Origin of the sequence: Clostridium sp. HMP27, from assembly GCF_000765165.1 — a bacterium.
Lineage (GTDB): Bacteria > Bacillota > Clostridia > Clostridiales > Clostridiaceae > Clostridium_AK.
Genome location: NZ_JMFY01000007.1, coordinates 53,478 through 73,786, shown reverse-complemented (window position 1 = coordinate 73,786; position 20,309 = coordinate 53,478). Strand labels below are relative to the sequence as shown.

22 protein-coding genes are annotated in these 20,309 nt (G+C 33.3%); 6 read left to right on the top strand and 16 right to left on the bottom strand.

Going from position 1 to position 20,309, the window contains the following annotated elements; all coding sequences use genetic code 11:
• Window positions 1–170: 170 nt before the first annotated feature.
• Genes DP68_RS04360 through DP68_RS04350 form a run of 3 tightly spaced genes read right to left on the bottom strand, consistent with a single transcriptional unit; the run spans window position 171 to window position 2,654 of the window.
• The gene (locus DP68_RS04360) at window positions 171–1,331 is read right to left on the bottom strand and encodes a UxaA family hydrolase (protein WP_035306623.1); all 1,161 of its coding nucleotides are present in this window, start codon (window positions 1,329–1,331) and stop codon (window positions 171–173) included.
• 14 nt (window positions 1,332–1,345) lie between these two features.
• Window positions 1,346–1,627: a UxaA family hydrolase gene (locus tag DP68_RS04355; RefSeq protein WP_035306620.1), complete on the bottom strand. Its 282-nt coding sequence runs from the start codon at window positions 1,625–1,627 to the stop codon at window positions 1,346–1,348.
• A 49-nt stretch (window positions 1,628–1,676) separates the two neighbouring features.
• Window positions 1,677–2,654 carry a 2-keto-3-deoxygluconate permease gene (locus tag DP68_RS04350; RefSeq protein WP_035306618.1) on the bottom strand — a complete coding sequence of 326 codons (978 nt, stop codon included), beginning with the start codon at window positions 2,652–2,654 and terminating at the stop codon, window positions 1,677–1,679.
• A gap of 309 nt (window positions 2,655–2,963) precedes the next feature.
• Here DP68_RS04350 and DP68_RS04345 point away from each other — a divergent pair, with 309 nt between their 5' ends.
• A complete protein-coding gene (locus DP68_RS04345; RefSeq protein WP_035306616.1) occupies window positions 2,964–3,761 on the top strand; it encodes an IclR family transcriptional regulator in 798 nt (265 codons plus the stop codon).
• Window positions 3,762–3,829: 68 nt separating this feature from the next.
• On the opposite strand, the gene DP68_RS04340 is transcribed toward DP68_RS04345, so the two are convergent.
• The 5 genes from DP68_RS04340 to DP68_RS04320 all read right to left on the bottom strand — a co-directional run bounded on the left by DP68_RS04340 (window position 3,830) and on the right by DP68_RS04320 (window position 8,609).
• A complete protein-coding gene (locus DP68_RS04340; RefSeq protein ID WP_035306613.1) occupies window positions 3,830–4,861 on the bottom strand; it encodes a biotin-dependent carboxyltransferase family protein in 1,032 nt (343 codons plus the stop codon).
• Window positions 4,861–5,604: a 5-oxoprolinase subunit PxpB gene (gene pxpB, locus DP68_RS04335; protein ID WP_035306610.1), complete on the bottom strand. Its 744-nt coding sequence runs from the start codon at window positions 5,602–5,604 to the stop codon at window positions 4,861–4,863. The genes DP68_RS04340 and pxpB overlap by 1 nt, the downstream gene beginning before the upstream one ends.
• A 24-nt stretch (window positions 5,605–5,628) precedes the next feature.
• On the bottom strand, window positions 5,629–6,846 hold the full coding sequence (locus DP68_RS04330) for an NRAMP family divalent metal transporter (protein WP_291547236.1): 1,218 nt from the start codon (window positions 6,844–6,846) through the stop codon (window positions 5,629–5,631).
• A gap of 11 nt (window positions 6,847–6,857) precedes the next feature.
• Window positions 6,858–7,628: a 5-oxoprolinase subunit PxpA gene (locus DP68_RS04325; RefSeq protein WP_035306609.1), complete on the bottom strand. Its 771-nt coding sequence runs from the start codon at window positions 7,626–7,628 to the stop codon at window positions 6,858–6,860.
• A 183-nt stretch (window positions 7,629–7,811) separates the two neighbouring features.
• Window positions 7,812–8,609, bottom strand: a complete 798-nt coding sequence (locus DP68_RS04320; protein WP_052085645.1) for an IclR family transcriptional regulator — start codon at window positions 8,607–8,609, stop codon at window positions 7,812–7,814.
• Window positions 8,610–8,930: 321 nt separating this feature from the next.
• Here DP68_RS04320 and DP68_RS04315 point away from each other — a divergent pair, with 321 nt between their 5' ends.
• The 3 genes from DP68_RS04315 to DP68_RS04305 are packed head-to-tail and all read left to right on the top strand — an operon-like array spanning window position 8,931 to window position 10,758.
• Window positions 8,931–9,230 (top strand): OadG family protein, encoded by a 300-nt coding sequence (locus tag DP68_RS04315; RefSeq protein WP_035306607.1) that lies wholly within the window; start codon window positions 8,931–8,933, stop codon window positions 9,228–9,230.
• Window positions 9,231–9,263: 33 nt separating this feature from the next.
• The gene (locus DP68_RS04310; RefSeq protein WP_035306604.1) at window positions 9,264–9,593 is read left to right on the top strand and encodes a biotin/lipoyl-containing protein; all 330 of its coding nucleotides are present in this window, start codon (window positions 9,264–9,266) and stop codon (window positions 9,591–9,593) included.
• Between the two features lie 16 nt (window positions 9,594–9,609).
• On the top strand, window positions 9,610–10,758 hold the full coding sequence (locus tag DP68_RS04305; RefSeq protein WP_035306602.1) for a sodium ion-translocating decarboxylase subunit beta: 1,149 nt from the start codon (window positions 9,610–9,612) through the stop codon (window positions 10,756–10,758).
• A gap of 153 nt (window positions 10,759–10,911) precedes the next feature.
• Here DP68_RS04305 and DP68_RS04300 read toward each other — a convergent pair whose 3' ends face one another.
• Together DP68_RS04300 and DP68_RS04295 are read right to left on the bottom strand one after the other, a co-directional pair.
• Window positions 10,912–11,751, bottom strand: a complete 840-nt coding sequence (locus tag DP68_RS04300) for a GGDEF domain-containing protein (protein WP_291547229.1) — start codon at window positions 11,749–11,751, stop codon at window positions 10,912–10,914.
• 20 nt (window positions 11,752–11,771) lie between these two features.
• Window positions 11,772–12,122: a hypothetical protein gene (locus DP68_RS04295; RefSeq protein ID WP_035306597.1), complete on the bottom strand. Its 351-nt coding sequence runs from the start codon at window positions 12,120–12,122 to the stop codon at window positions 11,772–11,774.
• Window positions 12,123–12,525: 403 nt separating this feature from the next.
• Here DP68_RS04295 and DP68_RS04290 point away from each other — a divergent pair, with 403 nt between their 5' ends.
• Window positions 12,526–13,275: a hypothetical protein gene (locus DP68_RS04290; protein WP_035306594.1), complete on the top strand. Its 750-nt coding sequence runs from the start codon at window positions 12,526–12,528 to the stop codon at window positions 13,273–13,275.
• Window positions 13,247–13,711 (top strand): HD domain-containing phosphohydrolase, encoded by a 465-nt coding sequence (locus tag DP68_RS04285; protein ID WP_035306591.1) that lies wholly within the window; start codon window positions 13,247–13,249, stop codon window positions 13,709–13,711. Before DP68_RS04290 ends, DP68_RS04285 begins: the two co-directional genes overlap by 29 nt.
• A 58-nt stretch (window positions 13,712–13,769) precedes the next feature.
• On the opposite strand, the gene glpK is transcribed toward DP68_RS04285, so the two are convergent.
• From glpK to DP68_RS04255, 6 genes are all read right to left on the bottom strand, one after another.
• Window positions 13,770–15,266 (bottom strand): glycerol kinase GlpK, encoded by a 1,497-nt coding sequence (gene glpK / locus DP68_RS04280; RefSeq protein WP_035306589.1) that lies wholly within the window; start codon window positions 15,264–15,266, stop codon window positions 13,770–13,772.
• A 78-nt stretch (window positions 15,267–15,344) separates the two neighbouring features.
• Window positions 15,345–16,049: an MIP/aquaporin family protein gene (locus DP68_RS04275; RefSeq protein ID WP_035306587.1), complete on the bottom strand. Its 705-nt coding sequence runs from the start codon at window positions 16,047–16,049 to the stop codon at window positions 15,345–15,347.
• A 244-nt stretch (window positions 16,050–16,293) separates the two neighbouring features.
• Window positions 16,294–16,665 (bottom strand): DUF1667 domain-containing protein, encoded by a 372-nt coding sequence (locus DP68_RS04270; protein ID WP_035306584.1) that lies wholly within the window; start codon window positions 16,663–16,665, stop codon window positions 16,294–16,296.
• Window positions 16,666–16,670: 5 nt separating this feature from the next.
• Window positions 16,671–17,930: an FAD-dependent oxidoreductase gene (locus DP68_RS04265; RefSeq protein ID WP_035306582.1), complete on the bottom strand. Its 1,260-nt coding sequence runs from the start codon at window positions 17,928–17,930 to the stop codon at window positions 16,671–16,673.
• Window positions 17,931–17,946: 16 nt separating this feature from the next.
• Entirely contained in the window at window positions 17,947–19,380 is a 1,434-nt protein-coding gene (locus DP68_RS04260; protein WP_035306580.1) for an NAD(P)/FAD-dependent oxidoreductase, read from the bottom strand.
• A gap of 176 nt (window positions 19,381–19,556) precedes the next feature.
• Window positions 19,557–20,123 (bottom strand): glycerol-3-phosphate responsive antiterminator, encoded by a 567-nt coding sequence (locus tag DP68_RS04255; protein ID WP_035306578.1) that lies wholly within the window; start codon window positions 20,121–20,123, stop codon window positions 19,557–19,559.
• Window positions 20,124–20,309 lie beyond the last annotated feature (186 nt).

Sequence of the window (20,309 nt, the reverse complement as noted above, 5' to 3'; positions counted from 1 at the left end):
ATTTAATAGGTTCTTTTACTTCAGCAAGACAACCTCTTCCAAGTAAATTTACTGGTGGTATATAATAAATACTCATACAAATACTTCTCCTTTAATTATTACAATATCTAATTTTTATGCAATGAGGCCTGCATTATTGCAAGCCTCATTGTAATTTTTCTATATAGCTACTATACGTAGTTACAAACTCTAGCAATAGCTATTTCCATATAACCAAGAGATTCTGCTTTTGAAAGTTTACCACTTGCTGTTTCAACAACTTTCCCTAACAACTCATCGGCTAACTCGTCCATAGTTTTAGTTCCATAAATTACTGGACTAGCATCGAAATCCATGTTATCTTCCATATTCTTATAAGTAATTTTATTACCTGTAATCTTTATAACAGGTGCTATTGGATTACCTGTTGGAGTGCCACGTCCAGTTGTAAATACAACAATTTGAGCTCCTCCTGCGATCATACCTGCAACAGAAGACGGATCATTGCCTGGAGTGTCCATTATAACAAGGCCTCTTTCTGTTACTGGCTTAGCATAGTCAAATACAGCATTTATTACACTATGTCCACCTTTATGGATACATCCAAGGGATTTTTCTTCAAGAGTTGTTAATCCACCTGCCTTATTACCTGGTGATGGGTTCCCTTCTCTTACTTCTTCCCCAACTAATTGAAGGGCCTTTTCATATCTATGAACTATGTCATAAATTCTATCACGAACTTGTTCATTCTTTGCACGTCTGGCAAGGATGTGTTCTGCCCCTATAAATTCAGTTGTTTCACTAAGAATTGATGTTGCTCCATGTTCTACTAATCTATCACTAAGTGCGCCTACAAGTGGGTTTGAGGCAAGTCCTGATGTTGGGTCTGAGCCACCACATTCTGTACCAACAATTAGTTCGGAAATTGGGAATTCCCCCCTCCTAAGCATACTAGCTTCTTCTGCCATTTCTTTAGCATAGCGCACAGCCTTTTCGATTGTCTTAAGTGTTCCACCTGCTTCTTGAATTATAACGGTTTTAAGAGGTTTGTTAGTTCTTTCCTCAATTGCTTTGGTTACTAAATCCATTTGACAGTTTTCACATCCAAGGGAAATAACAACTGTGCCATATATATTAGGGTTAGCTGCAAATCCAGCCATTACATCCATTGTAAACTGCTGATCTGAAGCAACTTGTGAACATCCATTTTGATTATTAAATGTAACAGCACCTTCTACCTGTGATGCAACTATTCTTGTTGTATCGGAAGCACATACACTTGCTGGTAAAATTAAAATGTGGTTTCTAATTCCTACTTTTCCATCTGGTCTTTTATATCCATAAAAATTCATAGCTAATTTCCCCCTTATAATTCTTCTCTAACACTTTGTACATTATGTTCATGAACGTGCATACCAGCCTTAATATCTGTTGCTGCTACACCTATATGTTCACCATACTTACTTATTGGATTGCCTTTAGTAATATCTTTAACCGCTATTTTATGATAAATTATGACATTATCTAATGCAGTCAACGTTTTAACAGTATCATTCTTTGATTTATAATTAATTTCCGAACCCTTCTCAATAGGTTCAATTGCTACTATAACATCATCCTTTTCATCAATCATTAATGCGTTTACCATGCTTATCTCTCCTTTTTATATTAAATATTCTATCTATAGTAAAATTAGATTAAATCCCTACTAATGTGCCATCTTCTTTTGTTATTGGTATTTGTGGGCATCCATATCTTTTAGCCCACCAGTCAGTTACTAAAGGAACTAATATTGCTGTCACAACAGTAGATGCTGCTACTTGAGAAGTTGCTACAGCTACATAAGGTGCCCAGCTTGGATCTATTAATGCAACAGCCGCAGGTACAGCAATGGCATTTCCAGCAGTTGTTGCAACTGCCCATCCTGCATATCCTGGACGTCTTCCTATTATTCTATCGCAGAATACAATAAATGCTCCTCCAATTACTAGTGTAATTAATCCTAATACTATTCCTTGTGGACCACCTTTAACAACATTAGTTAAATTAATTCCAGCTCCTAAGGTTAATCCAACAAACGGAATCAAAATATCTCCTGCTGGTGCTAAAAAATCTCTTAAACTCTTGTCTAAGTTTCCAAGAATCATACCTACAATAATAGGAATAACTGTAGCAATTAAAGCTTTTCCTGGAATATTAGCGAGTCCAGATGCCCCTAAAGCTATTAAAGTGAAGAACGGTCCATCATTTAATGCTAGAAGAGCCATAGCGGCACAATCCGTAGTATCACCGTAACTTTTCATTAATGCTAAGTAAACACTTCCATTACTATTTGTTACTGCACTGATTACTGATAATGCCGATAACCCTAGAACTCCAGCAAACCCAAATATTTTACCCACTGCAATTCCTATAGCAGCCCCGATAATAAATTTTGATATTAATAATATTCCTCCACGCTTAAGAACTTTAGGCATGTCCTTAATTTGTAATGTGGTTCCTAAGCAAAATAATTGGATTCCCATTGCAGTTGCTGCACCTGCATTCGAAAACACAGCTGTTGTAAAAGATCCTATCTTAAGTGCTTCTGGGAAAAATGTGTTTAGGAATGATCCAATAAGTAATGGAACAATCATCATACCTGCTGGTACCTTTTTTAGAAACTTCATAATCATAATAATATCTTCCCCCTAAAAGTTTTAATATTAAAATTCACCTATAAAATCGTTTTCTAATTAGTTTTTCCCCCACCTTTCAATTTAATTACGAATCTTTTTGTTCGTTATTACGAACTGCATTTGCATTTACGAACTTGTTGAGATTATAATATCATCTATGGAATAGTATGTCAATATTAATTGTTATCATTTTCTGAAAAATTTTATTTGTCTTTGTTTTCGGCAAAATTATATTGCCTGCCTTGAAAATAAATTCCTTTTTTGTTATTATAGTGTTGGCTTTATTTGTAGAGGAGGTATTATACTTTGATTGATTCAGAACACAGACCCACTTCACGTGTTTTAGATATATTAGAGCTGCTTGCATTTTCTTCTGAAGGCTATACTTTAACAGAAATCGCTAGTGCTATTAACGCTCCAAAAAGCAGTATTTTTCCAGTTATTAGAACGTTATATGAAAGAAAATTTATTGAGCTTAATAAACATACATCTAAATATATAATTGGTATAAGTTCATTTGCTGTTGGTTCTTCTTATTCACAGAATCTAGACGTTTTGAGTTTTATCACTGAAGAAATGCAACTTATTGTTGATAAAAGTTCTGAAACTTGCCAGCTCGGCGTACTAAATAAAGATAAAGTTCTTTATATTGCTAAAGTAGATTCCCCTGAGCCCATTAGATTAATTTCATCAGTAGGAAAATCGCTGCCTGCTTATTGTACCGCTTTAGGTAAAGCTTTGTTGTGCGATTGTTCAAAGCAGCAATTGAAAGATCTCTATCCTAATGGCTTAGAATCTTATACACCTAATACAATAACTGATTTTGATATATTGTATCAGCAGCTATCTAGCACTCTTCAAACTAATATTGCTGTAGAGTATGAGGAAATTACCGACCACATCAGATGTATAGCGGTTCCAATTCGTAAAGATAATCAAGTTGGTTTTGCCATTAGTGTAAGTGTTCCTTCATTTCGAGCAACACCTGAAAAAATAGAATTAATAAAAAAACTTTTAATACAATCTAAGGGAAAAATCGAAGCCTTATTAAACAAGCTTGATGTTGATATAAATTCCTTATCTTTTTTTTCAAGTAATTTATAAAAAGATAGCAAGTTAAATAAAAATCCCCATGCTTACAGCATGGGGATTTCAGATTTTAATAACTGCTTTTATCCTACTTCTTCTACCTTTACATTATATTCTTTTCCATTTACTCTTAATAAAATTTCACTAGTTTTAATGATATTTTCACTAATACAATTCTTTTTAATTGTCTTAATATCTTCTTCTACTTCTTTCAGAAGCCTTTGAGCTTCGTAAATAGTTACTTTTTTAAATGTAATACAATCGCCAGGCTTAGCCTGCGCTATTTTAGGAAGATCTATAGAAATAATATTTGCAATTTTTGTATATCCTCCAGCAGTTTGTCTATCTGCCATCATAATAATTGGTTGTCCATGACTTGGGATTTGAATAGCACCAAAATTAATTCCATCAGATATAATATCTCCACCATTAGTATGTTCAATTGCCTCTCCTTCTAATCTATATCCCATACGATCACATTCATTAGTAACTTTATATTCAGAAGATAAAAATTTTTCCATTCCCTTTTCAGTAAAATAATCATCTTGAGGTCCTAAAATAACTCTTACTTCTATATTATTTGAATACGTAGGAATATATTTATTAGGTAGCTTTCTGTACTTAGTAGAAGTTAAGTTATCTTCTAAATTACCTATTTTTATAATATCTCCTGATTTTAAATTTCCTCCATTAAGTCCACCTATTCTAGCTTTAACATAAGTGGACCCACTCCCCATGACCTTTTTAACTTGAATCCCACCTGCAAATGCTATATAACTTCTACATCCATTTTTAATCTGCCCAAATCCTAATATGTCTCCTTTTTTTATACGTATGCTTTCCCACATAGGTATGGGTTTGCCATTTAAAAATGGACTTAAATCTCCTCCTGTAATAGCAATTAAGGAGCCATTCATAATCTCTATTTCAGGACCTAATATAGTTACTTCTAAGAGGGCTTCATTTTCATTGTTTCCTACTAAAATATTAGCTATTCTATGAGAAAAACCATCCATCACTCCTGAAACAGGAACACCAAATTGCTGATAACCATATCTGCCATTGTCTTGTATCAATGTCAAAAGTCCAGGATTTTTAATTTTTATTTCTCCCATTATGCCCCCTCCTTTCTTTTCTTAATATAAGTATTATATTTATAACCTCCATCATTTACATCTTTCTCTATAGACTTATATTGTTCTTTAGAGATAGGCATAAACTTAATATAGTTTCCCGCTTTTAAAAGTATTGGAACTTCTCTATTTGGATCATAGAGCTTTAAAGGAGTTTTACCAATCAACTGCCACCCGCCAGGACTATCAATAGGATATATTCCTGTTTGACTTGCTGCAATTCCTACAGATCCTTGACTAATTTTTGTTCTTGGAACTTTTAATCTAGGTGTCGCAATTTCTTCATCCATCCCCCCCAGATATGGAAAACCAGGGGTGAAACCTAACATGTAGATAAGATATTCCTTGGAACTGTGTATTTTTATTACTTCTTCCACAGTTATTCCATTATGATGCGCAACATTTTCAATATCTGGTCCATATTCCCCACCATATAATGTAGGTATTTCAATAACTTCAGGCTCCGGCATGGAAATATCATTAAGCTTACCTTCCAATAGCTTCAATTCCCTCACCAAATTATCATATTTAATATCTAAGGGATTATAGTGAATCATTAAAGATCGATAAGTTGGTACAATTTCTATTACCCCTTCTATTTTATTTAATTCCAAGGCTACCATCATTGCTCTTACCTTATTACTTATATCTTCAGAAATCTCATTTCCATATTCAACAGTTAACGCCCTATCTCCAGCTGTTAAATATCTTGTCTCCTTATACATGCTATTTCCTCCTGATTAATTTTTCTAGAATATGCTCGATAATGACCTTACTCCTGCGTATGCAGCAATAACAACAACTAATATGCCAAGTATTAACATCCACTTAGGATGGTTATATTCTCCTACAATATCCTTTCTTTTAGAAGCTACTAATATTACTCCTAAGGTTATTGGTAAGATTAATCCATTAAGGGATCCTGCTAAAATAAGCAGCTTTACTGGTTGTCCTATTATAGCCATGACAATTGTTGAGAAAATAATAAATCCTATAGTAGTCTGCTTTTCATATTTTTGTATAAATGGATTGAGTGTTTTTAAAAATGATACAGATGTATAGGCAGCCCCGACTACTGAAGTAATACTTGCAGCTAATAATACAACACCGAAAAACTTATATCCAATCATTCCCGCACCACTTTTAAAAGCAGAGGCTGCCGGGTTAGAAGGATCTAAAGTAATTCCTTTACTTACAACTCCTAATACCGCTAAAAATACTAGTATTCTCATGATAGATGCAATTGTAATACCAAGTACTGCAGATTGCGTAACTTCCTTAACCTTATTTATTCCTGTAATTCCTGCATCAATCAATCTATGTCCACCTGAAAAAGTAATATAGCCTCCTACTGTGCCGCCAAGTAGAGTAATTATTGGGAATAACAACAACTCAGGGTTTTCTGGGGTAACGCTTCTAATCAAAGCTTCTCCAGCAGGTGGCTGTGTCTTAATTGCAACATAAGTCACAATTACAATCATCAATACTCCTAAAACCTGTGTAAGCTTATCTACCACTGAACCTGCTTCCTTAGATAAGAAAATAACACTTGCTACAATTCCACAAATAATAGTAGCATATTGTACATTAAGACCAAAGATAACATTTAATCCTAACGCTGCACCACCAACATTTCCAATATTAAATGCTAACCCTCCCATTGCAACGAGTATTGCTATAAAATATCCAAGTCCAGGTACAACTCTATTCGCAATATCTTGTCCCCTCATGCCTGATACACCAATAATTCTCCATACATTTATCTGAGCACCTATATTAAATATAATTGAAACTAATACTACAAAAGCAAAACTTGCAGCAAATCTCTCAGTAAATTGGGCTGTTTGAGTCAAAAATCCTGGTCCTATAGCTGAAGTTGCCATGATAAACGCCGCACCTATAAGGACACTTCCATTGTCTCGTCTCGGTTTTAAATTCTTTGAGGTTTTCTCCATTTCCGTGTTCATGCCCTTCCCTCCTATTTAATAAGATTTGAGATTGCAGTTGCTTGAATTTCTTCCTCTTGAAGTCTCCTTTTAATTTCCTTAACAAACTTCACAGCATCTGGATTATCTCCATGTACGCATATAGATTGTGCATTTATGTTAACATCTTCACCAGTTATTGCTGTTACCTTTCCTTCCTTCACCATTCTTACAACTCTAGATATAGCAACATCAGCATCATGAATAACAGAACCTTCTTTTGATCTTGCCACTAATGTTCCATCAGCATTATATGCCCTATCAGCAAATACCTCATTTGCAACTTTTAATCCTGTTTGCTCTCCTGCTTTAATTAATTCACTGTTAGCAAGTCCTAGTAAAATAATATTCTTATCTACTTCATATATAGCTTGTGCTATAGCCCTTGCCAATGATAAATCTCTTGCAGCCATATTATACATAGCACCATGTGGTTTTACATGTTGTATTTTCACGCCTTCAGTCTTTGCAAATGCCATAAGTGCTCCTAATTGATACTTTATATAAGCTTTCATCTCAGCAGGACTTACGGAAAGATTTCTTCGTCCAAAGCCCATTAAATCTGGAAAACCAGGATGTGCCCCTACTGCTACTCCATTTTCCTTTGCTATCTTAATAGTGTTTTCCATAACTTCAGCATCCCCAGCGTGCCATCCACAAGCAATATTTACGGAAGTAACATATTTTATCACTTCTTCATCTAATCCTATCTTATAATTTCCAAAGCTTTCCCCTAGATCACTATTCAAATCAACCTTAAACATAATAAGTACCTCCTATATAATTATCTTTTCAATTATTAAACCGATGTTTCATTTATACCTATAATACTTATATTAATAAATTATTGGATATATGCATCATTCATAAAATTTTATGTATATTTATAAATAAAAAAACTAGACGCAATAACCAATAGTTTTTACTAGGTATTACGTCTAGTTAATTTATTTATAAACTTTACTAAAATTACATCCTAAAATTTTAGATATTTCTTTAGCAGTCTTTTTTGCTTCATTTATGATTAATGGTAAAGACTTATCATTAAATCTTTGCTCTGGTCCTGCAACACTTAATGATGCCACAACATTTTGAGAATAATCAAGTATAGGCACCCCTACTGAAACGGTTTGCGGTTCTAACTCCCCAAAGCTAATAGTGTAGCCCTTTATTCTATTTTCCTCTATATTTTCCCATAAGGCTTTCTTGTCGATAATGGTATTTTCCGTATACTTAACTAAAGGTTCTTTGTTCAAAATGTCATGTATTTCTTTATCATCTAAAAAAGATAATATTGCCCTTGCACAAGCTCCCGCACTTAATGGTACGGTTCTCCCTACCCTTGTGAATAATCGTACAGGATGAGTGCATGTTATTTTTTCAATATAAATAGAATAATTATTTTCTCTTATAGATAACTGAATATCTTCATTAAGTAAATCTCTTAACTGTTTCATTAGCGGGAGAGCAACTTCTTTCAGCTCCATTGATTCTGATACGAGCATTCCCAGTTCAAAAAACTTCATACCTAATTTATACTGACTTTGCTGTCCATGAATATCAACCTTTTGTAAAAATCCATTTTTCACAAAAGTATTAAGTAGCCTATATACTGTTGCTTTAGGTATAGAGGACTCTCTGCTTATTTCACTTAGCCCTCTAACAGGGCATTCATTAGTAAAATACTTTAAAAGTTCTAACGCCTTATCCAAGCTGTTATTTATATTGTTTTGTTCTGTTAACACCTATTTCTTATCCCCCTTTTCGCCTACACTTTTACCTTGTGATCTTATTTTCTACCCAATTAAAAATCCTATTATATGATAGTTTACTCCAATATGGAAAAATATTCAATTAGGTGTGTATGAAAACTTTTTTCTTCTAACTAATAGTACATATAAATTATTTAAGTAAATTTAACTTAAATTTTTTATATAGCATATTTCTAATTCATTCACATATAAATATAGTAAACCGATGGTTCATTATTTATATACCAGTAATAATTTATCTTTATTAATTCATAGAAAAATGTATACAGGTTTTTACTAATAAGGGGGGATTTTATGTCAGTACTTGAGAGCATATTAGTTGCTTTATTTGTTATGTCTATAGTTTTTGCTGTTCTTATTTCACTAAGCCTTTTTTTAAATTTACAATCCAAGTGTTTTTATTTTATTAAGAAAAAAGAGGAATTGCGTACCTTTACTCAAGATGAAAATACCTTGGAGTTATTAACTGATAGATCAACTTTCGTAGATGTTGATGAAAAGACAGTTGCAATTATTGCAGCCTCACTAAGTTATGCATCTAACATTCCTTTAAAATCACTTGAAATTAAATCCATAAAACCACTTGATGTATAATCACATCATTATTTTAGAAGGGAGAATACTTAAATGAATTATATCATTACTGTTGATAATAAAAAGTATGAGGTTGAAGTTATGAACTCCACTAGAGAGAAAGTCTCTAATAGCATTTCTAAAGAGCCAATTACAAAGACAAGTATGATTAGTGAGGTATTAAAAGCTCCAATGCCTGGCACAATCATAGACATAAAAGTAAGTCAAGGAGATAATATAAAAAAAGGTGGCACTTTATTTATACTTGAAGCTATGAAAATGGAAAATGAAATTACAGCTCCTAAAGATGGAATCATTAAAGAAATTCAGGTTGCAAAGGGAACCTCTGTTAATACAAGCGATGTTCTTGCCGTGATTGAATAGAAAGGGGGCTATATAAATGTCTTTTTCATTTTCAGATACAATTACAAAATTATTTAACGAATCAGGTTTTGCAGCACTAACATGGCAGCAATCGGTAATGATTCTTATCTCTTTTGTGCTTATATATCTGGCTATCAAAAAAAAGTTTGAACCCCTTTTGCTTCTACCTATATCTTTCGGGGTTCTGCTGGCTAATTTACCATCTACGGGAATAATGTCTGGCCCGCTTACAAACTCTTCTGAGCCAGGAGGATTACTTTATTATTTATATCAAGGTGTCAAATTAGGAATTTATCCTTCCCTAATATTTCTAGGAATCGGTGCAATGACTGACTTTGGGCCTCTCATTGCTAGGCCTTCAAGTTTATTTCTAGGTGCAGCAGCCCAATTAGGTGTTGTTACTGCTTTTATTATTGCAATTGCACTAGGCTTCTCACCTAAAGCTGCAGCTTCAATAGGTATCATTGGTGGCGCGGATGGGCCTACAGCAATATTTTTAACAACGAGGCTTGCTCCGGAATTGCTGCCAGCAATTGCAATTGCAGCTTATTCTTACATGGCGCTAATTCCCCTTATACAACCTCCTTTAATGCAGTTACTCACAACAAAAAAAGAGCGACAAATTAAAATGGACCAGCTTAGAGAAGTATCTAAAGTTGAAAAAATAGTATTTCCTATAGCAGTTACAGTACTTACAGTGCTACTGCTTCCTTCTGTAGCACCTCTTATAGGAATGTTAATGATGGGAAATCTATTTAAGGAGTCCGGAGTTGTTGAAAGGCTCTCTAATACTGCACAAAATGCATTAATTAATATCGTTACCATTTTTCTTGGCACTACTGTAGGGGCTACTGCCAGAGCCGATAGATTCTTAAGCCCTGAGACTTTAAAAATTATATTCCTTGGACTTGCTGCATTTGCATTTAGTACAATAGGTGGGTTACTTTTAGGCAAACTTATGTGCTTTTTATCTGGAGGGAAAATCAATCCTCTTATAGGATCTGCTGGAGTCTCAGCGGTTCCAATGGCTGCAAGAGTTTCTCAAGTTGAAGGGCAAAAGGCTAATCCATCAAACTATCTTCTTATGCATGCAATGGGGCCTAATGTGGCAGGAGTTATAGGTTCAGCAGTTGCCGCTGGAGTACTCTTGGCTCTTTTCGGATAATAATTTAAAACTTACACAGTAATTTTGCTATGTAAAAGCTATAGGTTTACATAGCTCTTTTTGTAAAATCTATCTCCTGTTATTGTATATTTATTTATAAATACAAAGAGTTGAGTGTGATTAAAATATATTAATCCATACTCAACTATATATTTAAGCAATTGCATCTATGTCCACATCCCCAACAATAATTGAACTATTAGCACTTTGCTTTGCCTTTGTTGATGCTAAGCTTGCAATATTTACTAACTTTTTTATTATTTCAAATGTATTTTCTATTTTATTATTATGTATCCTACAACCTGTAATTCCTATTGATGCAGAAACTGCTATATTGTTGGTAAACTCATAAGAGCTTATAGACTTTATAATTTTTTCTGCAAGTACCCTACTGTCATCTATAGGATGTGGAGTTAATATTGCAAATTCGTCTCCCGCATACCTGCACAGATAACATTCGGAGCTAATACTTTCCTTTAATACCTCTGCGACATCTTTGAGTATAGCATCTCCATTTATATGACCATACTTCTTATCAATATAACCGAAATTATTTAAGTCTATAAATATAATCGTTGTGTTCTGTTCACTTCTTATTAATTTATATGCATTATAAAATAAATAATCATTTTTATACAGTCCTGTAAGCAAATCAATATGTTTTCCCAACTCTATATTTAAAGTTGTTCTTGTTATGTATCCTATGACTTTATCATTATCTTTTATAAGTGCAATATAAATATCTCTATTTAAATCAAATGTTTCTCTAATCTCCCATATGTATGTACAACAATCAATACAAATATATTTGTAAGACATAACATCAGCGATTATTCTATTTGGATGAGCTCCAATTAATTCTTTTTTTGTGGCCACACCAACTAATCTCTCCTCATCATAAACAACAAAGCACTCTGTATCTCTTTCATAAAAAACATCTTGAATCCGCCTTACTCCGCTCAGAAAATCAACTTTCATAAAATTCTTATCCATTATATTTAATACCTTCTGCATCATAAGTCAATAGACTTGCTAACATTAAGAGTTATATTCACTTGAGCTCTTATAATCATTGATTCGTTAGCAATTTTTTCTCCCTCCTCCATAATTATAGGAATAAGCTTATCCTCCGATAACATATTTAATAAAGATCTTCTTACAACAATGGCTTCAACATACTCATGTTCTATCCTAATTATTTCATATTGTTCTGGTGAAAGTATGTCTACCATTCTTCTTGTTGCCTCCGCTCCAATTGGAGCTCGTTTGCCCACTATTAATGCATCCTGCATTGGAGGCATTTCAAATTCTGAAAAGCGCATATTTATTTCTGCTTTTCTACTTCCTTCTATTTTATTTCCCATAGACCTAGCCACCTTCCCTAATACATATAATATATTATCATATTTTGTCTAATTTTTCTATTATATGTATATATTTTTAATAAATTTTGGATATTTTGTTGTAATATTTGTTTTTAAAGTAATATAAAGTCTTTTTTATAGGACTATTGACAATCCTTTCTTCCCTCCATTCTATTCCTATATATGTAATTATTGTATTTTTATTTATTATAATCAATTTTTATCCTTATTTTTTAAGAATAAAGTTATTAGCTTTCACCCTAATTTTCTCTTTATTAAAAACTTTAATGATTATTTTTTATTTACTGTTGTATATAAATATATTTCCTTTTTTAACAACGTTTCCCACATGAATACAAGCAAGGTATAACTATATGCAAATGAAATCCAAAGGGGAAGTTCTATGTTTGAAGATAAAAGGCATTTTACAAAACAAAATTATATAAAAAACCAAATCCAAGATCTTATTCCTGGCGATATTTTATTACATCCTATTTACAGATCGGATGGATTAATGCTTATTAATGAAAATAAAAACTTAAACATTTCTTTAATTAATATAATGAAAAAGCACATATTACCTGATACCTCTGTTTTAGTAGCCCCATCTGAAAAAGATTTTGAAGAATTTTTACAGAATAACGACCACGTTAATACTGGATTCAAAAAAGATTTAAATGAAATTATGAAAAAATATAAAAATATTCCTATCTATGAAATTAAAAATTATATTAATCCTATTACAAGCATGCTATCAACTTCACCTTATTGCGTCTCTTTAGAAGATACTTTAGAATCAGAGAATTTAAGAAATCGGGCAATGGACATCAAATCAAACTTATTAAATTTTTTTTCAAATAATAACACGTTTATTAATCTTTTCAATAAAATCAAAGACTATGATGATATATTCTTAATTCACAGCATAAATACAACCTGTATTTCAATTTTGATTGGACTAACTGTGGAATTGACTAATGATGATTTAATTGAGTTAGCCATTGCCGGATTGTTTTTAAATATAGGCTTTGCAGAACTACCCAATAAGAAATATAAGACTTTTTTAAAAGCTCAAGAATACAATCACCCTGCAATGAAAAAGCATCTTGAAGTTTTCTCTAAATATGACTTCAAACTCTCCACTTTTACGTAAAAAGTCAATTATTAATGAAATTTTAGATCATCATGAATTCTATAACGGTAAGGGAAATCCAAACGGCAAAAAGGGAGAAGAAATAAGTTTGTTTGGTAGAATTCTTCATATAGCTCATGAATACGACGATTTAGTAGGTGGATATAACTATACAACTGGACTTCTTCCTTCAGAAGCAATTAGATTTGTCTGTGAGAATAAAGACGAGGTACTAGATAATAATATTTTAGGTATATTCCTGCATAGAACTACGTATTTCAAACCAAATAAAACAATACGTCTACCTAATGGTATTACTGGCAAAATAATTGGCTTTGATAACTATGTTAAATATCCATATCTTCCAATCGTCCAGTTAAAAAATGGTAATATAATCAACTCAATTAATAACACCTTTTATAGTGTTGACCCTAAATCTAAAATTAAAAAAGCATAATTAAAATGGAATTCTATCTTAATTTATAGAATTCCATCTTCAACTTTAATTTATTTAATTATTTTTCCCATTCCTGTGATCTCCCAACTGCCTTATGCCATCCAGCAACAAGCTTTTCTCTCTTTTCTTCTTCCATGTTAGGTGTGAAAGTCTTTGATGTCTTACAGCTTGAACATATATCATCTAAATCATTCCAGTATTTCACTGCAAGCCCTGCCAAATATGCTGCACCAAGTGCTGTAGTTTCTATAACTTCTGGTCTTTGAACTGGTGTATCTAATATATCAGCTTGGAACTGCATTAAGAAATTGTTAGCACATGCTCCTCCATCAACCTTTAATGTCTGTAATTTTACTCCTGAATCTTCTTCCATAGCCTTTAATACATCATGTGTTTGATATGCTAAAGATTCTAATGCTGCTCTTATAAAGTGTTCCTTCTTAGCTCCTCTTGTAAGTCCTACTATAGTTCCTCTTGCGTATGCATCCCAATAAGGTGCTCCAAGTCCAACAAAAGCTGGCACTACATATACTCCATTAGAATCTTCAACTGCTTCTGCATATTTTTCAGACTCTGCTGCACTTTTAATCATTCTAAGCTCATCACGAATCCATTGAATAACTGCTCCACCTACAAATATACTTCCTTCAAGAGCATATTCTGGAGTTCCATTATAGCAGGCAGCCATAGTCGTAAGCAATCCGTTTTTAGATTCTACAGGCTTCTTTCCAGTATTCATAAGCAAGAAACATCCTGTTCCGTATGTGTTCTTAGCCATACCTTCTGAACAACAAACTTGTCCGAATAATGCTGCTTGTTGGTCTCCAGCAACTCCACCTATTGTAATTGGTGATCCAAATATAAGTTCATCAGTTTCTCCATAGATAGCGCTGGAAGGTTTTACTTCTGGAAGCATTGATTTTGGTATATTAAGTTCTTCTAAAAGTTCATCATCCCATTTTAGTTCATGTATATTGTAAAGCATTGTTCTTGAGGCATTTGTATAATCAGTTGCATGAACCTTTCCCTTTGTTAAATTCCAAATTAGCCATGTATCTATATTACCGAAAAGTAATTCTCCATTTTCTGCTTTTTCCCTAGCTCCTGGAACATTATCTAGTATCCATTTAACCTTTGTTCCTGAGAAATATGCATCTAAAATAAGGCCTGTCTTATCCTTTACTACTTTATCAAAGCCTTTTCCTCTTAACTCATCACAATATTCTGCAGTTCTTCTACATTGCCATACAATAGCATTATATACAGGGATCCCTGTTCTCTTATTCCACACTACTACCGTTTCTCTTTGATTGGTAATACCTATGGATGCTATATCAGTTGCATCTAGACTTGCCTTTGCTAATGCTTCTCCTGCAACACCAGCCTGTGTTCCCCAAATTTCCATTGCATTATGCTCAACCCAACCTGCTTTGGGATATATTTGAGTAAATTCTTTTTGTGATACGGCAACTATTTCCCCTTGCTTATTGAATATTATACATCTTGAACTTGTTGTACCTTGATCTAGCGCCATTATATACTTTTCTTTTTCCATTTTATTTTCCTCCCCTTCATTCCCAAATACTTATTTAAAGGTTTTCATATTATCCAATATTGATTAATAACATTTACATTAAAATACTATTACAAATAATATAGCTCCAATTAATGCTCCTATAATTGGTCCTATAACTGGTATCCATGAATATCCCCAATCAGAATCTCCCTTTCCTGCTATCGGAAGTATTGCATGTGCTATACGAGGTCCTAAATCTCTAGCTGGATTTATAGCATATCCTGTAGGTGCTCCTAAAGAAAGACCTATAACTAATATCAACAATCCTACTGCTAAAGTTCCAAGTCCATCTGCCATCTTAACTTGACCAAGTCCTAAAATTCCAAATACTAATACAAAAGTACCTATTATTTCAGTTATAAGATTTCCTGTAGTATTTCTTATTGCTGGTGCTGTACAAAATACTCCCAGTTTTGCTGACTTATCTTCTGTTTCTGCCCAATGTGGTAAATAAGCAAGCCATACTAAAGTAGCTCCTACAATAGCTCCTAAAAATTGAGCGATTATATATCCTGGAACTTGTGCCCAAGAAAAATTCCCAATGGCCGCTAAAGCTATTGTAAGTGCTGGATTAAAATGTGCCCCACTTACAGAGCCAAATATGAATGCTGGAATTGCAACTGCGCATGCCCAGGCAGCGGTTACAACCATCCATCCAGCATTTTGGGCTTTACTTTTGTTCAAAGCTACACCTGCCACTACACCATCACCTAGTAGAATCAACAGCATTGTCCCTAAAAACTCACCCATAAGACTAGACATAACTACTCCCCCTTAGTCCTTGTTATTTTTTATATTAAATTTATATCTATTTGATATAAACTCAATAACTAATATATAATTGAAACCGTTTTTATAAGGCGGTTGAATATGAAGATTAAAAAAAGCCATCATTAAGAAAAGGACTTTATCCCCTTCTTAACAATGGCTCTCATATCTCCGCCTACGCTATCTTATTTTACCAAAATATTTTCTAATAATTCTCTATATTTGTATTATATACCATCTAGTTTAGCTTTGCAATACCCTTAGTAGCAATAACATTAACCCCTGTTTCAGCAACATTTGCCACTATAATATCACCTATATCGACGGGTGCCTCCACAATTATACCTTTAAGTTCTTCTATGCACTGCATTATTTTGCTCTTTGGAATATCTGACTCTGTTTTTACAGAAACTGCATTAATCTCTCCATTTCTTACTTTAACAGAGGAAGTAACTATTCTTGTAGGATTAGTACACTCTTTTTCTGCATAGTTCTTTCCTATTAGGCATGTATTCCCCTTTACATCTATTACTACTCCATTTTCTAATGTAACTTCTAACATACATCCTACCGGACAACCAATGCAGGTTAATTCTCTCTTCTCACTCATAACTATTACTCTCCTTCCACCTTAACAGTAATCTTCTTACAATTCGGATGTTTTTCAAATAGTGCCTTTGTAAGTTTTACTGTTTCCATTTCCCCTGGCGTAAGTATTCTTTTCTTTATATGCATCTCTCTTACTTCATCGAAATAAACAGAAATATAATTATCTTTATAAACATCTCCAACTCTAAATCTTAGATCTATTAGATTCTCTATATTTTTTGGATTAATAAATTTAGGAACAGTGTATCTAGCTCCACTTGCTGCAATTACCTCTATTCCTGCCTTATTAAAAGTCTGTCCCTTTATATATTTTACAGCATTTTTTCCTGCATTTACACTTTCCTCTGTGACATAATCAACTAAGTCATGAACATGAAGCACATTCCCACAGGCAAAAACTCCTTCAATATTAGTTTGAAGACTTTCGTTAACTATTGGCCCTCCTGTAACTTGTGACAACTCCACATCAGCCTTTGCAGATAACTCATTTTCTGGAACAAGACCTACAGATAAAAGCAGAGTATCACAAGGAATGTACTCTTCTGTTCCTTTTATAGGTCTGCGATTTTCATCTACCTTTGCTATAGTAACTCCTTCAAGTCTGTCTTTTCCTTTTATATCAGTAACAGTATGGGCAAGCTTTAACGGAATACCAAAGTCATCTAAACATTGAACAATATTTCTCTTAAGTCCTCCCGAATATGGCATAAGTTCAACAACAGCCTTGACCTTAGCACCTTCTAAAGTCATTCTTCTTGCCATTATAAGTCCTATATCTCCAGAACCAAGGATAACTACTTCCTTACCTGGCATGTATCCATCAATATTTACAAACTTTTGAGCAGCCCCTGCAGAATATATACCCGCACATCTACTTCCAGGTATATTTATAGCTCCTCTTGGTCTTTCACGACATCCCATAGCTAAAATTATAGCTTTTGCTTTGATTTCTAAAATGCCATCCTCTTCGTTAACTGCCGTTATAACTTTATCCTTGTTTATATCTATAACCATAGTATTTAATTTATATGGTACATTCATTTCTTTTACCTTATCTATGAATCTTTCAGCATACTCTGGTCCTGTAAGTTCTTCCTTAAAAGTATGAAGTCCAAATCCATTATGAATACATTGATTTAGTATTCCCCCAAGGCAATTGTCTCTCTCCAATATTAATATATCTTCTATCCCTTCTTCTCTTGCCCCTACTGCTGCAGCAAGACCTGCAGGACCTCCACCTATTATCACTAAATCGTGCTGTCTCATTTTCCACTCCCCCAAACTATATTTCTTTATTTCTACCTATTAGCAACCTAGATTCTCCACCAAACTTAGTTATCTCAATTTCAGGTATATTTAATTCTCTTGATAGTATTGTAACTATCTTTGTTGAGCAGAAACCTGATTGGCATCTTCCCATACCTGCTCTCGTTCTTCTTTTAATTCCATCTAAGTCTCTTGCTCCAAGTGGTCTTTTTATAGCACTTAATATTTCTCCTTCCGTTACTGTTTCACATCTACATATCATCTTTCCATAAGATGGGTCCTTGCTAATTAAGTTCTTTCTCTCTTCGTTATTCATTTCTCTAAATTTAGGAATTCCTTGTCTTACAGGATTAAACTTTTGATTTTTAGTCGGAGACAGCTTTTCAACCACCATATCTTCAACCATATTTGCTATGGCTGGCGCACTTGAAAGGCCTGGTGATTCTATTCCTGCTACATTTATAAATCCTTTTACATCCTCAGCTTCTGATATTATAAAATCATCTATAGTACTGTGAGCTCTAAGCCCTGAAAATGATGTAATGACTTGTTTCATTGGAACTTCTCTTAAAGTTATTTTTGCTTTGTCTAATACATCGTCTAAGCCTTCTTGAGATGTGCATATATCTGACTTATCTTCCACATCTACTGCATTGGGTCCTATAAGCAAGTTTCCATCTACCGTTGATGTTACTAGCACTCCCTTACCCATCTTTGTTGGAAGTTGGAAAAGAGTTCTTGTTGCCATAGCACCTGCAGTTTTATCAAAAAGACAATATTCTCCCTTTCTAGCTATGATGTTTATCTTATTTTTACTTATCATATTATTTAAATCATCTGCAAATAATCCAGCTGCATTTATAACCATTTTACTCTTAAAACTGCCTTTGCTGGTCTCAATAACAAATTCTTCTTGATACTTTTTTATATTTTTAACTTCAGTATTTAACTTGAATTCCACCCCATTTGTATATGCATTTTCAGCATAAGCTATAGTCATCTCGTAAGGACATACGATTCCTCCAGTTGGTGCATATAAAGCTGCTACTATATTGTCATTTATGCTTGGCTCTAACTTTAATACTTCTTCTTTATTTAATATTCTGATCCCTGGAACAGCATTATTTTCACCTTTTATCTTTAGTTCCTCTAATTTATCAATATCATTTTGGTCGAAACATAAAACTAAAGATCCATTTCTCTTAAATGGGAAGTCCAATTCTTTTGAAAGCATATCAAACATAGAATTTCCTTTTGCATTTAGCTTTCCTTTTAGTGTATTTGGCTTAGCATCGAAGCCTGCATGTACTATCCCGCTGTTAGCTTTAGACGTGCCTGTTGCTACATCTGCTCCCTTTTCTAATACACAAATCTTCAAATTATATCTTGATAGTTCCCTTGCGATACTACAGCCTATAACCCCAGCTCCAATAACAACTACATCAAACATATTTTTCCTCCCCCTTTAATTAAAAAAAGCCATGACTCAAAAGGATATCCAATTTATATCCTTTAAAATCATGGCTCTCTATACTCTGCCTTTTAATATTATATTTTTATATTTATTATAACACTATCTTTTTTTATAGTCAAGGGCCCTAGAAAACCTTTTCATGATGTTTTCTTCTACATATTCCATATATATTCTTTACTTGTAGATATACCTAGTGCTCCTGCATTAATACTTCCTATTACGTCTTCTTTGTCACTTATGAGTCCTCCAGTGATTATAGGCACATTAACCTGCCGTTTTATCTCCTTTGTTATTTTAGGCATAACCCCTGGCATAACTTCTATAGCATCTGGTCTTACAGTATTTATAGAATGTATTCCACTTTTCAAAGATAAGTTATCTATTATAAATAATCGTTGTATAGCGAAAATTTTTAGTTCCTTAGCTATCTTTATTAAGTTAGATTTAGTTGTTATTATTCCATCAGGTTTTATATTTTCTTTTATATAGGTTAATGCATAAGAATCTCTTGCAAATCCCTCCATTAAATCTATATGTATATATATTTTTTTATCTTTTGCTTTTACTCTACTAACTATATTTTTAATATTGCATATATTCCCCGTAAGCAAAAAAATTACCTCACAAGGGGATTCTATAGCCTTATCTAGGGTAGTCAGGTCCTTTACAGCAGCTATTATTGGATTGATACTCAACCTGTCATAAAAATCATTTTTCATATTTTCCACTTCCCATCAATTTTCTGGTAATACCATTATATCAAAATACTTTTTATAATAGTACATAAAGAAAGCCCCTAGTAATTAATTTTCACTAGCGACTCTATTCTTATCTAAGTTTTTTTCTTACATACTAAATTTTTTTGTAACAGTTTTCAAACCGTCCATAAGCTCCCCTAATTTATA

Bases quoted from the DNA above. Each gene is read 5' to 3' on its own strand.
- DP68_RS04360 (WP_035306623.1), bottom strand. From the start codon at position 1,331: ATGAATTTTTATGGATATAAAAGACCAGATGGAAAAGTAGGAATTAGA.
- DP68_RS04355 (WP_035306620.1), bottom strand. From the start codon at position 1,627: ATGGTAAACGCATTAATGATTGATGAAAAGGATGATGTTATAGTAGCA.
- DP68_RS04350 (WP_035306618.1), bottom strand. From the start codon at position 2,654: ATGATTATGAAGTTTCTAAAAAAGGTACCAGCAGGTATGATGATTGTT.
- DP68_RS04340 (WP_035306613.1), bottom strand. From the start codon at position 4,861: ATGGGAGAAATAAAAATTAAAAATCCTGGACTTTTGACATTGATACAA.
- pxpB (WP_035306610.1), bottom strand. From the start codon at position 5,604: ATGTATAAGGAGACAAGATATTTAACAGCTGGAGATAGGGCGTTAACT.
- DP68_RS04330 (WP_291547236.1), bottom strand. From the start codon at position 6,846: ATGAACACGGAAATGGAGAAAACCTCAAAGAATTTAAAACCGAGACGA.
- DP68_RS04325 (WP_035306609.1), bottom strand. From the start codon at position 7,628: ATGTTTAAGGTTGATTTGAATAGTGATCTAGGGGAAAGCTTTGGAAAT.
- DP68_RS04315 (WP_035306607.1), top strand. From the start codon at position 8,931: ATGTCAGTACTTGAGAGCATATTAGTTGCTTTATTTGTTATGTCTATA.
- DP68_RS04310 (WP_035306604.1), top strand. From the start codon at position 9,264: ATGAATTATATCATTACTGTTGATAATAAAAAGTATGAGGTTGAAGTT.
- DP68_RS04305 (WP_035306602.1), top strand. From the start codon at position 9,610: ATGTCTTTTTCATTTTCAGATACAATTACAAAATTATTTAACGAATCA.
- DP68_RS04300 (WP_291547229.1), bottom strand. From the start codon at position 11,751: ATGGATAAGAATTTTATGAAAGTTGATTTTCTGAGCGGAGTAAGGCGG.
- DP68_RS04295 (WP_035306597.1), bottom strand. From the start codon at position 12,122: ATGGGAAATAAAATAGAAGGAAGTAGAAAAGCAGAAATAAATATGCGC.
- DP68_RS04290 (WP_035306594.1), top strand. From the start codon at position 12,526: ATGTTTGAAGATAAAAGGCATTTTACAAAACAAAATTATATAAAAAAC.
- DP68_RS04285 (WP_035306591.1), top strand. From the start codon at position 13,247: ATGACTTCAAACTCTCCACTTTTACGTAAAAAGTCAATTATTAATGAA.
- glpK (WP_035306589.1), bottom strand. From the start codon at position 15,266: ATGGAAAAAGAAAAGTATATAATGGCGCTAGATCAAGGTACAACAAGT.
- DP68_RS04275 (WP_035306587.1), bottom strand. From the start codon at position 16,049: ATGTCTAGTCTTATGGGTGAGTTTTTAGGGACAATGCTGTTGATTCTA.
- DP68_RS04270 (WP_035306584.1), bottom strand. From the start codon at position 16,665: ATGAGTGAGAAGAGAGAATTAACCTGCATTGGTTGTCCGGTAGGATGT.
- DP68_RS04265 (WP_035306582.1), bottom strand. From the start codon at position 17,930: ATGAGACAGCACGATTTAGTGATAATAGGTGGAGGTCCTGCAGGTCTT.
- DP68_RS04260 (WP_035306580.1), bottom strand. From the start codon at position 19,380: ATGTTTGATGTAGTTGTTATTGGAGCTGGGGTTATAGGCTGTAGTATC.
- DP68_RS04255 (WP_035306578.1), bottom strand. From the start codon at position 20,123: ATGAAAAATGATTTTTATGACAGGTTGAGTATCAATCCAATAATAGCT.